14 protein-coding genes are annotated in these 15468 nt (G+C 63.0%); 6 read left to right on the plus strand and 8 right to left on the minus strand.

Features of this window, described 5'->3' with window-relative positions; all coding sequences use genetic code 11:
- Positions 1-15: 15 nt before the first annotated feature.
- The 8 genes from P3C29_RS09470 to P3C29_RS09505 all read right to left on the minus strand — a co-directional run bounded on the left by P3C29_RS09470 (position 16) and on the right by P3C29_RS09505 (position 7773).
- A complete protein-coding gene (locus P3C29_RS09470; protein ID WP_275964387.1) occupies positions 16-912 on the minus strand; it encodes a proline/glycine betaine ABC transporter permease in 897 nt (298 codons plus the stop codon).
- Positions 905-2038 (minus strand): glycine betaine/L-proline ABC transporter ATP-binding protein, encoded by a 1134-nt coding sequence (locus P3C29_RS09475; RefSeq protein ID WP_275964388.1) that lies wholly within the window; start codon positions 2036-2038, stop codon positions 905-907. The genes P3C29_RS09470 and P3C29_RS09475 overlap by 8 nt, the downstream gene beginning before the upstream one ends.
- Positions 2039-2280: 242 nt before the next feature.
- Positions 2281-2676 (minus strand): carboxymuconolactone decarboxylase family protein, encoded by a 396-nt coding sequence (locus P3C29_RS09480; RefSeq protein WP_201124741.1) that lies wholly within the window; start codon positions 2674-2676, stop codon positions 2281-2283.
- On the minus strand, positions 2669-3481 hold the full coding sequence (locus P3C29_RS09485) for an alpha/beta hydrolase (RefSeq protein ID WP_275964389.1): 813 nt from the start codon (positions 3479-3481) through the stop codon (positions 2669-2671). Before P3C29_RS09485 ends, P3C29_RS09480 begins: the two co-directional genes overlap by 8 nt.
- Positions 3481-4557 carry an LLM class flavin-dependent oxidoreductase gene (locus P3C29_RS09490; protein WP_275964390.1) on the minus strand — a complete coding sequence of 359 codons (1077 nt, stop codon included), beginning with the start codon at positions 4555-4557 and terminating at the stop codon, positions 3481-3483. Before P3C29_RS09490 ends, P3C29_RS09485 begins: the two co-directional genes overlap by 1 nt.
- An 18-nt stretch (positions 4558-4575) precedes the next feature.
- Positions 4576-6087 carry an aldehyde dehydrogenase gene (locus P3C29_RS09495; protein WP_275964391.1) on the minus strand — a complete coding sequence of 504 codons (1512 nt, stop codon included), beginning with the start codon at positions 6085-6087 and terminating at the stop codon, positions 4576-4578.
- Between the two features lie 22 nt (positions 6088-6109).
- Positions 6110-7057: a flavin reductase family protein gene (locus P3C29_RS09500; RefSeq protein WP_275964392.1), complete on the minus strand. Its 948-nt coding sequence runs from the start codon at positions 7055-7057 to the stop codon at positions 6110-6112.
- Positions 7058-7173: 116 nt separating this feature from the next.
- On the minus strand, positions 7174-7773 hold the full coding sequence (locus tag P3C29_RS09505; protein ID WP_010172856.1) for an amino acid synthesis family protein: 600 nt from the start codon (positions 7771-7773) through the stop codon (positions 7174-7176).
- 189 nt (positions 7774-7962) lie between these two features.
- On the opposite strand from P3C29_RS09505, the gene P3C29_RS09510 reads away from it, so the two are divergent.
- From P3C29_RS09510 to P3C29_RS09535, 6 genes are all read left to right on the plus strand, one after another.
- Entirely contained in the window at positions 7963-9711 is a 1749-nt protein-coding gene (locus P3C29_RS09510) for a helix-turn-helix domain-containing protein (RefSeq protein ID WP_275964393.1), read from the plus strand.
- Positions 9712-9778: 67 nt separating this feature from the next.
- The gene (locus tag P3C29_RS09515; protein ID WP_201124735.1) at positions 9779-10279 is read left to right on the plus strand and encodes a sigma-70 family RNA polymerase sigma factor; all 501 of its coding nucleotides are present in this window, start codon (positions 9779-9781) and stop codon (positions 10277-10279) included.
- A gap of 32 nt (positions 10280-10311) precedes the next feature.
- Positions 10312-11286 (plus strand): FecR family protein, encoded by a 975-nt coding sequence (locus P3C29_RS09520; RefSeq protein ID WP_275964535.1) that lies wholly within the window; start codon positions 10312-10314, stop codon positions 11284-11286.
- Positions 11287-11382: 96 nt separating this feature from the next.
- Positions 11383-13788 carry a TonB-dependent receptor gene (locus P3C29_RS09525; protein WP_201124734.1) on the plus strand — a complete coding sequence of 802 codons (2406 nt, stop codon included), beginning with the start codon at positions 11383-11385 and terminating at the stop codon, positions 13786-13788.
- A gap of 215 nt (positions 13789-14003) precedes the next feature.
- Positions 14004-14984, plus strand: coding sequence for a type III secretion protein (locus P3C29_RS09530; protein ID WP_242487104.1), 981 nt, complete (start codon positions 14004-14006; stop codon positions 14982-14984).
- Positions 14985-15079: 95 nt separating this feature from the next.
- A complete protein-coding gene (locus P3C29_RS09535) occupies positions 15080-15406 on the plus strand; it encodes a hypothetical protein (protein WP_242487103.1) in 327 nt (108 codons plus the stop codon).
- The last annotated feature ends 62 nt before the right edge of the window (positions 15407-15468 follow it).

The following is a 15468-nucleotide window of genomic DNA, read 5'->3' on the forward strand; positions in this document are numbered from 1 at the left end:
TGATTTCTTGTAGTTTTAAGCGTTTATCGGGTTCGGATTCAGCAGGCGCTTGAACAGCGATTTGCGCTTGCGCACCGTCGGCTGCGCCAGGTTCTGGGTGATGCGGTCGAGCATCATTGCCAGCAGCACAATGGCAATCCCGCCCACGGCCGCGCGGCCCACGTCCATCCGCCCCAGGCCTTGCAGCACTACCAGGCCCAGGCCTTCGGCGCCGATCATTGCCACCACCACCGACATCACCATGGCCGTGAGCACGGTCTGGTTGAGCCCGCCGAGGATGGTCGGGATCGCCAGGGGCAACTGGATCTCCCACAGCAATTGGCGTTTGTCCGCACCAAAGGCGTGGCCGGCTTCCACCAGTTCGCTGTCGACCATGCGGATGCCCAGGTAGGTAAAGCGAATCAGCGGCGGGCAGGCGGAGATCACCACCGCCACTTCACCCGACACGGTGCCGACGCCAAACAGCATCACCACCGGCACCAGGTACACGAAGGTCGGCGTGGTTTGCATGATGTCGAGGATCGGCCGCATCACGCCCCACACCCGCTCGCTGCGGGCGCACCAGATGCCCACCGGAATGCCCACCACCATGCAGATCACGATTGCCGTGGTGATCAGCGACAAGGTGGTCATGGCCTCGTCCCACACCCCCAGGGCTGCGATCACCACCAGGGCCACGGCGCTGAACACCGCCACCCCCAGGCTCGCGGCGCGATAGGCGATCAGGAACATCAGCAGCACCATGATCGGGAACGGGATCGCATGGATCACCGTGTCACTCAGCCCCAGTAAATGCTCTACCGGCCAGCGGATCGCCTGGAACATCGGGCGCAGATGAATCCCCAGCCACTCCACGCCCTGGCTGATCCATTGGTCTACGGGTAAAACCGCGAGGTCTTCTGAACTAAGCATGCTGTGCAACCTCCGCAGCGGCAGGGCGCGGGGCCGGGACGCTGGCTATGCAATCAAGAATGTGCGCGCTGTTGAGGGTGCCGACGAACAGCCCGTCGCCGTCCACTACCGCCACCGGCAAACCCGGTTTGAGCAGGCGTGCGACTTCCACCAGTTTGGCGCTGGCCGGCACGCACACAAACTGGCTCGACAGCCGTTGCAGCGCATCGGCACCGCCGCCCACGGCCAGCAGCGCCGCCGAGTCGAGCACGCCGACGGCCTTGCCACTGGTGTTGAGCACAAAGGCTGCCGCGCTGTCATTGCCCACCACCCGGGTGTCGCCCTGTACCAGCAGCGTGTGTGCCTGCTCCATGATCGAGCGCGCGTCGAACAACCGCGAACGGTCCACCTCCCGGGTGAACGCCGCGACGTAATCGCTGCCTGGGTCCATCACGATTTCCTGGGGCGTGCCCTCGCGCACCACTTGGCCGTCGGCCATGATCGCGATGCGCGTGCCCAGCTTCAGGGCTTCCTGGAAGTCGTGGGTGATGAACAGGATGGTTTTTTTCAGGGTGCGTTGCAGGCGCAGCAACTCGTCCTGCATCTCGGTGCGGATCAACGGGTCGAGGGCGCTGAAGGCTTCGTCCATGATCAGCACATCGGCGTCGGTGGCCAGCGCGCGGGCCAGGCCGACCCGTTGGCGCATGCCGCCCGAGAGCTCGTGGGGATGGTGATCGGCCCATTTGGCCAGGCCGACAATCGCCAGCACTTCCAGGGCCCGCGTGCGCCGCTCGGCCGCCGAGACGCCCCGCAACTTGAGGCCGAACTCGGTGTTCTCGATCACGGTTTTATTCGGCAGTAGGGCGAAGTGCTGGAACACCATGGAGATACGCGTGCGCCGCACTTCCCGCAGCTGGTTTTCGTCGAGGGTCACCAGGTCTTCGCCGTCCAGCAGGATCTTGCCCGCAGTCGGTTCGTTCAGGCGGTTGATGCAACGCGCCAGGGTGGATTTGCCCGAACCCGAGAGGCCCATGATCATGTAGATCGCGCCGCTTGGAATCGACAGCGAGACGTTGTTGAGGCCGACCACGGTGGCGGTCTCGGCCAGGATCCGGTCTTTGCTGGCCCCGGCGGTCAGGAGCTGCATGGCTCTGTCCGGGGTTGATGAGAAGACCTTGTAGAGGTTCTCAATCTTTAGTCGTTCGCTCACCAATTGCCTCCAATTGTTGTTTTGCAATCTGCGGAAAACTTCATCAATAGAAATTTTTGGGCTACTGGCAGTTAAAAATCTTCGTGCTATGACGACGCAAGGTGCAGTCGCAAAAATTTCTTGTTGGGGTGCCAAGGCACTTACAGCATGAGCGGTGTGGCGAGTGCAAGGGTTGGGCGTCAACCGGTCGTGGTATCCGATGGAGTCATGCTTTCCCGGGCTTTGCGGGCCACGCGAAACGCCTCGACACCCGCCGGCACACCGCAGTACACCGCGATCTGCACCAGGGCGGCGCGCAGTTCGTCGTCCGTCAGGCCGTTGCGAATGGCGCCGCAAAAATGCGTGCCGAATTCGTCCATGCGCCCCAGTGCCGCGAGCATGCCGAGGTTGAGCAGGCTGCGTTGCTTGAGGTCCAGGCTGTCGTCGGTCCAGACCATGCCCCAGCAGTACTCGTTGAGCACCGCCTGGAAGGGCCGGGAAAAGTCGTCGGCGCGGCCCAAGGCCTGGTCGACGTAGCGATCGCCGAGGACCTGGCGGCGAACGCTTTCGCCTTGGGCCTGCAATGATTTATCCATGATGGGTCTCCGAATCGGTTAGAAAATCGCGTATCAGGGCGGCCACCCGTTGCGGCGCCTCGATCAGAATGCAATGGCGCAGCCCCGGCAGAATCCGCAATTGCGAGCCCTCGATGCGCGCATGCATGAACGCGGCCATGCGCGGGTTGGAGCCGGCATCGTCGGCACCGGTGGCAATCAGGGTGGGGCAGTGGATCCGTGACAGTTGCTCGCCGAAATCCGACTCGGCGAGGATGCGATACGCCGCGGCATAACAGCCGGGGTCATTCTCGGCATTCAGTTGGCGCAGGCGGGTGACGGCCTCGGGATGGCGTGCCTGAAAGTCCTCGGTCAGCCAGCGCGACAACGACGCCTCGTAGTGGGCCACGGGCTCCCCGGCCTGCAAGGCGGCGAGCCGCGCCTGCACCCGCTTGCGCTCCTCGGCGTTACGCCCGGCCACGGTGGACAGCAGCACCAACCGGCGCACCCGCGCCGGGTGCGTCAGGGCCATGCGCTGGGCGATCAACCCGCCCAACGAGAACCCTGCCAGGTCGAACTGCTTGAAACCCACGTGATCCGCCAGGGCCAGCGCCTCACCTACCAAGTGATCAATCTCGTAACGCCCGGGTGTACGGGACGACTGGCCGTGGCCGCGCAGGTCGAAGGTCAGCACGGTGAATTGCTCTTGCAAGCCGGCCACCGTCTCGGCCCACGCCTCAAGGCTGGAGCCCACGCCATGGATGCACACCAGCGGGCGCGGCCCATGCCCGTCCAGGCGGTAGTTGAGCGTGACGTTGGCCACACTGAAACGTTGTGCCTGGCCCATCACGCGCTGGCCTTGTCGCGTTGTTTGGCGCGTTCGCGCTCGGCGAAGAACGGCATCACTTCATCGATGAACAGGCGCAGGGTCTGCTTCTGCAGTTCGAACGGCAGGTTGAAGGTCAGGCCCAGGCAATACTGGTCGACACCGGCGGCTTCGTAGTCGAGCAGTTTTTCGATGATCTCCTCGGGGGTGCCGAACATCAGGTTGCGGCGCAGGTTTTGCGGGTTGTAGTTGTCTTTGCCGCGCACGCTTTCAAACGGCACCGGCTCGGGGAAACCGTTGTGCACGGTGCCGATGTTCTGCATCAGGTTTTCGAAGGCGCGGCCAAAGTCCATGCTGTGCTTGACCGGCAGTTCCCAGTCGTTGGCATTGGCGTACACGCAGGTGCGGCGCTGCATCATGAAGCGCGGGCGCGGCACGTGGGGGTTGTCGGCCACCGCCTTGTTGAACTTCTCGCCGAGCACAGCGATTTCGGCTGCCGGCAGCGAGAGCGGGGTGGACAGGATGTTCGCGCCGATGCTCACCGCCCAATCAAAGGTGCCCGGGTCCCGTGCGGCAACCCAGATCGGTGGGTGGCCTTTTTGCAAGGGCTTGGGCACGGCGGCGGTCTGCGGGAATTTCCAGTAGTGGCCGTCGTGGGCGTAGTCACCGGTCCAGAGCTTTTGCACCGCCGGTACCAGTTCCTTCATGTAGCCCACGCCTTCCTGCTGTTGCAGGCCGGGGGTCATGCGGTCGAATTCGTACTGGTAGGAGCCCCGGGCAATCCCGAACTCCAGCCGGCCTTGGGTCAGGTGATCACACAGCGCGGCTTCGCCCGCCAGGCGGATCGGATGCCAGTAGGCCGCGGCGAGGGTCGCGGTGCCCAGGCGGATGTGCTCGGTGTGCTGGCCGAGCCAGGTCAGGGTCTGGAACGGGTTGGGCGCGATGGTGCATTCCAGGGTGTGGTGCTCGGAGGTCCACAGGGTTTCAAAGCCGCCGGCATCGGCGATCTTTGCCAGCTCCAGCAGGTTGGCCATGACGGTCTGCATCGGCACGTCCGGCGAGAAGCGTTCCATGCTCAGGGATACGGCGAATTTCATAAGGTGCTCCTTGAATAATCAGCGCAGGCGAATGACGAAGGGGTCCTGCATTTCGCCGGAGTAATCGATGACCACGTTCTTGGCCCGGGAAAACTCGCGCATCACGTCAAAGCCGCCGCGACGGCCATAACCGCTGTGTTTGAAACCGCCATTGGCGGACATGTAGGCCGAGCTGCGGTAGGTGTTGATCCACACCGTGCCGGCGTCGATGCGGTTGGCAAAACGCATTGCGCGGTCGATGTTCTGGGTCCAGATGCCGGAGGCCAGGCCATAGTGGGTGTCGTTGGCCAGGCTGAGCATTTGCTCTTCGGTGGTGAAGGGCATCACGCCCACTACCGGGCCGAACAATTCGTCGCGCATGAACGGCATGTCGTTGCTGGCGTTGGCCATCACCGTCGGTTCGAAGTACCAGCCTTCGGACAGGTTCGCGGCGTTGGGGCGCTTGCCGCCGACGGCGATCTGCGCGCCCAGGTTGGCACCGCTGGCGATGTAGCCTTCGAGCTTTTGCAGTTGGGCTTGCAGGGCCAGCGGACCGATGTCGGTGTGTTCCTCCATCGGGTGGCCGACGGTGATCTGTTGAGTGCGGGCGACCAGGGCTTCGACGAATCTGTCGTAGATCGGCGCCTCGACAAAACAGCGCGAACCGGCCACGCAGCTTTGCCCGGCGGCGGCGAATATCCCGGAGACCACGCCGTTCACGGCGGTGTCGATATCGACATCGGCAAACACCACGTGAGGGGATTTGCCGCCCAATTCCATCTGGCAGGGCACCAGGTTGTTGGCGGCGTTGCCGGCGATGCGCCGACCGGTCTCGGTGCTGCCGGTGAACACGTATTTGGCGATGTCCGGGTGGCGGGTCAATGCATCGCCGGTGACGGCGCCGTTGCCGGTGACCACGTTGACCACACCTGCCGGGAAGCCGGCTTCGATGATCAGTTCGGCCAGGGCCAGGGTGGAGGCGCTGGCGTGTTCCGACGGTTTGATCACCACGGTGTTGCCGATGGCCAGGCACGGCGCGAGGGTGCCGGTGAGCAGCATCAGCGGCGAGTTCCACGGGGTAATCATGCCGACCACGCCCAACGGCTCGCGGCTGCTGTAGTTGAGCTGGTTGAGCTTGTTGACCGGAATCACCTCGCCTTGCAGCTTGTCGGCCATGCCGGCGAAGTAGATGTAGGCATCGGGCAGGGCGCTCATCTGGGCGCGCATTTCCCGCAGCAGCTTGCCGTTGTCGCGGGTTTCCAGCAGGGCCAGTTCTTCGGCGTGCTCGGCCACCAGTTGGGCCAGGCGGTACAACAATTTGCCTCGTGCGGTAGGCGTCATGTTGCGCCAGTGCGGGTCGTTGAAGGTCTTGTGGGCGGAATCGACGGCGCGGGCCACGTCGCCCGAATCGGCCTGGGCGAACTGGTACCAGGGCTGGCCGGTGGTAGGGTCGAAACTGTCGACGTAGGTTTCGCTGGCGGGCGCAACGAAGCGGCCGTCGATAAACAGGTTGAGGCGGTTGCCCTCAAGGGCGCTGACCGTGGTTTTCATGCAGGAGTCCTGTAGGTGCGTGTCAAAGGGGCGCGTTTTCGAGCATCGCGATGCGGCCGCTGGCGGCGGAGCCGGTGTAGATGCCGAACTGCTGGTTCTGGCGCTCGCGGGCATAACGGCGCACCACCGAGCGCAGTTCATTGACCGGCATCTGTTCGATGGGCAAGTCGTCCAGCGGGAAGAAACGCAGGGTGTCGGGCAGCTCGGCGTCGAACGGGCCGAGCTGGGCGCGGTAGATCAGGTAGCCGGGGTCGGTGTCGTCGACATCGAAGGCCGAGTACAGGAAGGTCGATTCCTGCTCCACCGGCAGCGAGCTGTGACCTGCGTCGATAAAGCCTTTGCGCTTGCCGGCCACCGGCAGCGTCCAGCCGCCTTGGCCATCGGCGCGGAACAGGATCCCGCCGCCGGCTTCGATCAGGTAGCCGATGATCATCTTGTGGGAGTCCAGCCAGCTGGCGGGCAGCGGGTCCTGGATGTTGGCGTAGCGGCCCCGGCAGAAACACAGCGGCAGCTTGGGGCTGGTGCCGAAGGCGCGCACCTGGCCGATCAGCACCAGGTGGTCGCCGGCTTCGATGCGCTGGTGCACGCTGCAGTCGAACCAGGTCAGGCTGTCGGTGAGGATCGGCGCGCCGGTGTGCACGGTGTCGTGGTTGACGGTGTGGAACTTGTCCGGCGACTTGGAGGCAAAGGTGCCGGAGACGTCGACCTGGCCTTCATGCAGCAGGTTCACGGCAAACTGTTCGGTACCGGCAAACGCGGCGTAGCTGGCGGCGGACTTGCCCACGCACACCAGCAGCAGCGGCGGGTCGAGGGACACCGAGGTGAACGAATTGGCGGTCATGCCACGAGGGTTGCCGTCGGCGTCATGGGTGGTGATGACGGTGACGCCGGTGACGAAGGTGCCGAAGGCCTGGCGCAAGGCGCCCGGATCGACGGCTGCAACGTTGGCGCTGATCACGGTGCTCGGCATCGGGGTACTCCTTTGTTCTTGTGGTGTGAAGCAAGCCTACGAGGAAGGGAAACCGTGGGCTTGCGTCGATCAGGAGGAAGAAGATTGAAAGTTTTGCTCGGGTTGGCAGGGACGTATCAGTCCTTCGGCTGTTCCGCTTCCATCTCCGCCATGTCCTGGTAGCGGTCGGCAATCCGTGGGTGGGCACGGGAGCCGTCGCTGGCGCCGATGGCGATCAGCACTTCGTCGGGGCCCGGCGCATCGGCGACCTGGAAGTTGGCGGTGAGAAAGTGCGAGCGCTTGCCGGTTTCGCTCTTGTGCACCATCGGCAGCGAGAGCAGGGCGCCCGGGGCGTTGCGGGTGTTGGTGAAGCTCAGGTAGGCGGTGCCTTCCACGGCTTCGCGGAACAGGTTGCCGAAGCGCAGGGTGTGGATCAGGCCCGAGGCATGTTCGATTTCACCGTTGACCCCCACAGCGGCTGCCTTGCCGAAGGCTTCGACCTTGCCGCCGGGCATCAGGGCGATCAGGCGGCGGGTCATCTCGTAGCCCAGCCCCGGAGCCAGGCGCAGGATCTCGGGGCGCAGGTTTTCGACGAAACCCTGGCCGGCCCAAGGGTTTTTCAACACGGCGGCGACCACGATCAGGGTGATGGGTTTGCCGGCGTCCTTGCCGCCTTCGATAAAGGTTTCTTCGATAAAGGTGCAGTACTTCCTGACGCCCAGATTTTCCAGATTCATGATGACTCGTCGCCCTTGTGGCTGTTGGTTGTGGCCTTAGGCTAGGAGCATCCGCCAACAGCGTCTTCCATGGTTTGCGAGTACAAATACGCTGGACATTGCTCTGAACCGGCGCAAGTATCGGGCGGGCCTGGCAGGCAACGTGGCTGCCGTGACCTCCTTGTTCGGGTGAGTGCCTTGAATCGAGAAATGCAGATACTGTCGTTGCGCGATGTGGCCAGTCAGATCAACTCCGGCGGTGATCTGCAGTCGATGCTGCACCAGTTGGTGTACGCCAGTTGCCGCCACACCCACTGGACCATGAGCTCGATCATGGCCATCGACATGGACGCCGGCTTCGGCCACGTCATCGCCCGCCACGACCCGACCCTGGTGCAGCGCCCGCTGGTGGATTGCTGGGAGCTGTCGTCCAGCCCGGTGATGACCGCCCTGCAACGCAACGAGGCGGTATTCATCCGCGACGTGCGCGAATGCGAGTACCCCGGCTACCGCCGTGAATCCCTGGAGCGTGATTACCGCACGGTGATGGTGATGCCGATGAACTGCACCGACTTCGACGGCCGGCCCATGGTGCTCAGCGTGATTTCCCGCACGCTGATGGACGTGTCGGAAGAAGACCGGGTGTTCCTTGGCATGATCATCCACCTGGGCGCGATTGCCGTGGAGCGCCAGCGCCAGCTGGAAGCCGAGCGTCGCGCCGCCGAGCGCCTGCAGCAGGCGTTGCATGTGCACACCACGATGCTGGAGCACGTGTTGGGCGGCGGCTCGGTGACGTCGTTGTCGCTGATGGTGGGCGACCAGTTGCCCAACCCGGTGATCGCCGTGGACTTCACCGCCAACCAGGTGGTGGCGGGACGCTCGCCGGATACCGCCTTGTTCGACGATAACGCCTGGCAGGCCGCGGTCGCCGGGGTGCTCAGCGTGCAGATCACCAAGGCGGCCCAGGAAAGCTTGCGCAGCGCCCTGCGCAACACGGTCAACCTGTTCCTTGACGATGGCCAGCGCCAGTTTACGTTGCGGGCGCAGATCGAACCGTTGATGGTCGACCACGAACTGGTGGGCGCGCTGGTGCTGTTCCCGGTAGCGGTGGCGGTCAACGAGCTGGATTTGCTGATGCTGGAAAGCGCCAAGTTCGCCTTGAGCGTGCAGATGATGCGCAGCTTTATCCGCTTTCGGTTTGAAACCCGGACCCAGACCGAGTTGCTGTTCGAAGTGCTCGAAGGCCGCTGGCGCGATGCCGATGACATCCAGCAACGCGCCCGACGCCTGGGCATCAGCTTCAGCACGCCACAGCAGATGATCATCATCGACTACGGCGCCAAGGCCCGGGAGGCGAAGAACCTGCACCACAACGTCGCCCGCATCCTGCAACGGGCGGGGATGCAGGCCACGGTGATCATCGTCGACAACGGGCTGGTGTGCCTGGTGCCGGCGGAAGGCGAGCGCTTGAGCAAAATCAAACGCCAGATTGCGGATGACCTGGCGCACTACCTGGGTGCCGAGCCGATCCTGCTGGCCAGCGGCGTGTGCCGGGTGTTGGCGGATTATCCGGCTGCGTGGGAGCGCTGCCGGCGCTTGATCGAGATTGCCCGTTCGTTCGGCCGCAGCGGGCCGATCTCCGATCAGGATTTCGGGCCGATCCCGATCTTCGTCGCGGCCGTGGGCGGCGAGGATATTCGCACCTTCGTCAACGACAGCGTCGGCGCGATGCTCGCCCATGACCGCAAGCACCAGACGCCGTACCTGGAAACCCTGACCGCGTACCTGCGGGAAAGCTGCCGCAGCCAGGCCTGCGCGGACGCGATGGGGGTGCATGTGACGACGCTGCGCTACCGGCTGGCGCGGATCCAGGAGTTGTTCGGGATTGATGTGGAAACGCCGGAACGACGGTTTGCCACGGAGTTGGCGATTCATTTGCAGCGGGTGATTGATAGCTGACGGGTAGCATTGCTCCACTTAATAGGAAGCATTACTATTCACGTCCCGCCTCCCCAGTGCTCCCTTGATGATTCCTCAGCCGCCCCGCAGACCAGGCTTTTTCGAGCACTACGAAGAGTTGATCGGGACCTGGACGCGCCGCCTGAGAAACCGTCAGCAGGCCGAAGACCTGGCCCACGACACCTTTGTGCGGGTGCTTGAGTCCAGGTCCACCGAGGTTACGCAACCTCGCGCCTATCTGCATCAAACGGCGCGCAATATCGCCGTTGACGCTTATCGCCGCGAGGACCGTCGGGAGGCGATGGCCCTGGAAGCCTTTGATCAGAGTTCGCCCCACAGTGGCGACCCGGAGCATTTCATGCACGCGATCCAGCTGGCGGACTCCATCGAGCGGGCGCTGGCCGAGCTGCCGCTCAATTGCCGCAAGATTTTCATCTGGCAGAAAATCGAGGGCCTGACCCAGCAGGAAATCGCCGAACGCCTGGGCCTGTCTAAAAACATGGTGGAAAAGTATATGATCCGCACCCTGCGGCATCTACGTGACCGCCTGGATGCGATGGCACCATGACCAATGCCCGCTTTGAAACAGGATCTTCCATGATGGATACCCGTGAGTGTGCCTGCGGCAGTGCGACGGCCCGCGACGAGGCGGCGCAGTGGTTTGTGCGTGTGCAGGACAGCCAACTGAGCGTCGAAGAACGCGAGCGTTTTGATGCCTGGCGTGCGGAGCATGCCGAACACCAGTATGAATTTGATGTGCTGCAAGGCTTGTGGAGCGCCACCGACCTGTTGCCCAAGGCGCGCTTGCAGGCGTTGTGCGATGCCCCGGAACCGCGTGCAAAGCGCCGGCCCGTGCTGCGTTATGCAGTGGCGGCCAGTGTGCTGGCGGTGGCCCTGGGCCTTGGGTTGTTCAGTGGCCTGGATCATCCGGCGACGTACAACGCCGAGTTCCGCACCGCATTGGGGGAGCGCCGGCAGGTGGCGTTGCCCGACGGGTCGCTGATGGATTTGAACAGCCGCAGCGTGGTGGCGGTGCACTATGTAAAAGGCCAGCGTGGCATCGAACTCAAGCAGGGCGAGGCGATGTTCAGCGTCGAGCACGACACCAGCCGGCCCTTTGTGGTGGCGGCCGGGGCAGGGCAGGTGACGGTCACCGGTACGCGTTTCGACGTGCGCCGCGATGACGACCAGACCCGCGTGGTGGTCGAGGCCGGCACGGTCAAGGTGCAAGGGCGCTCACCCGATGAAATCGTGATGCTCACGGCCGGTCGGGGCACCCATGTGGATGCCCAGGGTCAGGTGGCGACTGCCTACGCGGTCAACCCCGAAGAACTGACGGCCTGGCGCACTGGCAAACTGGTGTTCAACAACGCCACCCTCGGTGAAGTGGCCCGGGAAGTCTCGCGTTACCGCGAGCAACCGTTGCGGGTCAGTGCGCCTGCGGTGAGCAACCTGCGGTTGACCAGCGTGTTCAAATCCACCGACACCGACGCCTTGCTCAAGGCCTTGCCGCACATTCTTCCGGTGGCCCTGCGCACCTTGCCTGACGGTAGCCAGGAAATAATTTCACGATAGATTCAGGTTTTTTCCGAGTTCTTCGTCTTCTTGTGCAACTGCAACTGGTTTGCATTAACAGCCGCACTCTCTTGCGATCACAGGACTCCGTTCGACGTGAAAAAACTCGCCGTGAAAAACAATAAATCATCCCGCTGGGCACCCCTTGCCCTCGCCCTGGCCGTCAGCGCCGCACTGCCGGCGGCCTATGCTGACGACGCGATTCATATCCAGGCCCAGTCCCTGGGCTCGGCCTTGAGCCAGTTGGGCCAGCAAACGTCCCTGCAAGTGTTTTTCAGCCCCGACATGGTGGCCGGCAAACAAGCCCCGGCCGTGGACGGCAACCTGTCGCCGGAGCAAGCCCTGCGCCAATTGCTGCAAGGCAGCGGCCTGGATTACCAGATCGATGCCGGCTCCGTGACCTTGCGCCCGCTCGCCAAGGGCACCGGTGAGGCGGGTTCGCCGCTGGAGCTGGGCGCCACCGACATCAAGGTGGTCGGCGACTGGCTGGGCGACGCGAATGCCGAAGTGGTGCAGAACCACCCCGGCGCGCGTACCGTCGTGCGCCGTGAGGCCATGGTGGAGCAGGGCGCGATGAACGTCGGTGACGTGCTGCGGCGTATCCCCGGTGTGCAGGTGCAGGAAGCCAACGGCACCGGCGGCAGCGATATTTCCCTTAACGTCGGCGTACGCGGGCTGACGTCGCGCCTGTCTCCGCGCTCCACTGTTTTGATCGATGGCGTACCGGCGGCATTTGCCCCGTACGGTCAGCCGCAGTTGTCGATGGCACCGATCTCCTCGGGCAACCTCGACAGCATCGACGTGGTTCGCGGCGCGGGTTCCGTGCGTTATGGGCCACAGAACGTCGGCGGCGTGATCAACTTCGTGACCCGCGCCATCCCGGAAAAATTCTCCGGTGAAGTCGGCACCACGCTGGAAACCGCAGCGCACGGCGGCTGGAAACACATTGAAAACGCCTTCATCGGCGGCACCGCCGACAACGGTATCGGTGCTGCGTTGCTGTATTCCGGGACCAAGGGTGACGGCTACCGCGACCGCAACAACTCCAACGACATCGACGACGTGATCTTCAAGACCCACTGGGCGCCGACCGATCAAGACGATTTCTCGCTGAACTTCCACTATTACGACGCCAGCGCTGACATGCCCGGTGGCCTGACCCAGAAGCAGTACGACGCCAACCCGTATCAATCGGTGCGTGACTGGGACAACTTCAATGGCCGGCGCAAGGATATGTCGTTCAAGTACATCCGGCAGATCGACGACCGCACCCAGGCTGAAGTGCTGACCTACTACTCCGACAGTTTCCGCGGCAGTAACATCGCCAACCGCGACCTGAAGACCCTGGGTTCCTACCCGCGCACCTACTACACCTTCGGCATCGAGCCGCGGGTGTCCCATGTGTTTGACGTGGGGCCGAGCACCCAGGAAGTCAGCGTCGGGTATCGTTACCTCAAGGAAGGCATGCACGAGCAGGCCACCAGCCTGGCGCTGGTCAACAACGTGCCGACGCCCGTGGGCCAGAGTGACGGCCACGTTTACCAGGACCGTACCGGTGGCACCGAGGCCAACTCGTTCTATATCGATAACAAGATTGATATCGGCAAATGGACCGTCACCCCGGGCATTCGCTTTGAGCAGATCCGCACCGAATGGCACGACCGCCCGGTGGTGGGCCTGAACGGCGCGATGGTTCAGGAGAAGCGCCGCGAGATCCACAACAACGAACCGCTGCCGGCCCTGAGCGTGATGTACCACGTCTCCGATGCCTGGAAACTGTTCGCCAACTACGAAACGTCCTTCGGCAGCCTGCAGTATTTCCAGCTGGGCCAGGGTGGTAACGGCAACCAGACCGCGAACGGCCTGAACCCGGAAAAAGCCAAGACCTACGAAATCGGTACCCGCTACAACGACAACGTCTGGGGCGGCGAAGTGACGTTGTTCTACATCGACTTCTCGGACGAGTTGCAATACGTCAGCAACGATGTGGGCTGGACCAACCTCGGCGCCACCAAGCACGAAGGTATCGAGGCGTCGGCCCACTACGACCTGTCGAACCTGGACCCGCGCCTCGACGGCCTGACCGCCAACGCCGGCTTTACTTACACCAAGGCTACCTCCGAAGGCGACGTTGCCTTCAAGGGCCGCGACTTGCCGCTGTACTCCCGTGAAGTGGCCACCGTTGGGCTGCGCTACGACGTCAACCACTGGACCCACAACCTGGACGTCTACGCGCAGTCCGGCCAGCGTGCGCCGGGCACCGGTACCACCTATATCACCCAGCCGACTGCCGACGGCCAGTACGGGGATATTCCCGGCTATGTTTCGGTCAACGTGCGCAGCGGTTATGACTTCGGTGCGCAGCTGTCGAACCTGAAGCTGGGCGTCGGGGTCAAGAACGTCTTCAACCAGGAGCACTACACCCGCTCCAGCGACAACAACTCGGGGATTTACCTGGGCGAACCGCGCACATTCTTTGTGCAGGCCAGCGTAGGGTTCTGATCCCTGGTATCGGTAGTTCTTTGTGGCGAGGGGACAAGCTTCCTCGCCACAGCCTTTCTTCCTACTCTTTTGCGAACGATTTTCTGCGTCCGCAGGAACTGAATCCGACAGGTCTGCCACACAAGGAGGTGCCACTTTCCATGGGATACCTTGCATCGTCGAGGTGCCTTTGATCCGAGAGTGAATCGTGTCAATACGCCGAACCGGAGATGCTTATGTCGGTACCCTCACTCAATCAATCCCTTACCAGTTCCTCCAATACACCCGAGCAGCCCAAGGCCGATACCGTCACCTTGACGCTGGCACGCTTACCTTCCGGCCAAGAGTCGGTCGCCGTCAGTTTCGGCACCCCGGATAATAAAGCCGGCCCGATGTTCGCCGGCCCGCAGGCGCAGAGCACTGTGGATCCCCGGGGCTTCGCCCCCGGCTCATTCCCGGCATCAAATCCCAACAGCTTCCTGGGCGGGCTGATCGGACAGTTGCAGGGGCTTCTGAATAGCCTGACGTCGATGTTCAACCCCTTCCGTCCCGGCCCCGGTTATGGCCGCCCTGACCCTTTCAATCCACACCGGCCAGATCCCGCGTGTTGCCGTCCAACCCCTGGCAAGCCCGAGCCTGGCTTCGGTCGCCCGGACCCCCACTATTCGAGGCGCAGCAACGATCAACTGGGGGAGTTGCTCAAGGACAACTTCAACGCGTTCAGGGCGCCGGGCAAGTCCTACGTCACTCGGGAAAGCCTGGAGAGCATGGCGGGCAAACGGTTGACCGGTAACGAGGCCAGTGACCAGAACATCCTTTTGGCCCGGGAACTGCTGCGCCGTCCCGAGGTGATGCAGGCCTTTGATCGAAGTGGCGGGACCGGCAATCCGGATGGTCGAATCACCCGGCAAGACCTCGACGCCGTGCTCAACTCTGACAACCCGTTGAAGTACCAGAGCGACAAACAGATCGCCGAGCAGATGTTGAAGGACTTCAATGCCCTGAAGGGCGGTTTCTGGAGCAGCTCCATCAGTATCAAAGACCTGCAACGCATGGCCGCATCGCCTTTGACCGGGAACCCAAGGCAGGACTCGCTCATCCAGTTGGCCCGGGAAGTTACCCAACGCTCCAGCCTGTTGAAGCAAATGGACAATATCGGCAGCCGGGATAACGACGGCAAGATCGTCAAGGACGCCCTGCGCTGGTTGTCGCGCTAAACCCGTTTTAACCCGATCACGCCACGAACCCTTCGTGGCGCGATTTCCCGCGTTGATCATTCCACTGTGTTTAAACTCCCCGCCAGGGCTCAGACATGAATTCAACGTCGTTTGGATCGCGCAATCCCGGCTCCCGGCCAGCCTGTAATCCGCCGGCGGGCACAGCGGCCTTGCCGCCGGGCAACACACATGAAGAGGGTGCCGAAGCCCGGCGCGTGAAGAACTTCACGGGGCAGCGCAAGTTTCAGGCCCCGGCTGCTGATGACTTCATCAAAGGCATGTTGCCCCAGGGGCAGTTGCCGGCCACCCAAACGTCTGTGCCAAGCCCGTTGTGCTCGGTGATGGCGACTCTGGTCGATGCGATCAAAGGCCTTTGGCAGGCGGTGAAACCGGCGCCGCCGCAGGTACGAAAAGCTGACTGAGTTTTCGGTTTTTACATGCTGTCATTGGAACACTTCGCGACTGCGGAACCATTGCCGCCCGC

The sequence above is a fragment of the Pseudomonas sp. 1912-s genome (assembly GCF_029269205.1).
Lineage (GTDB): Bacteria > Pseudomonadota > Gammaproteobacteria > Pseudomonadales > Pseudomonadaceae > Aquipseudomonas.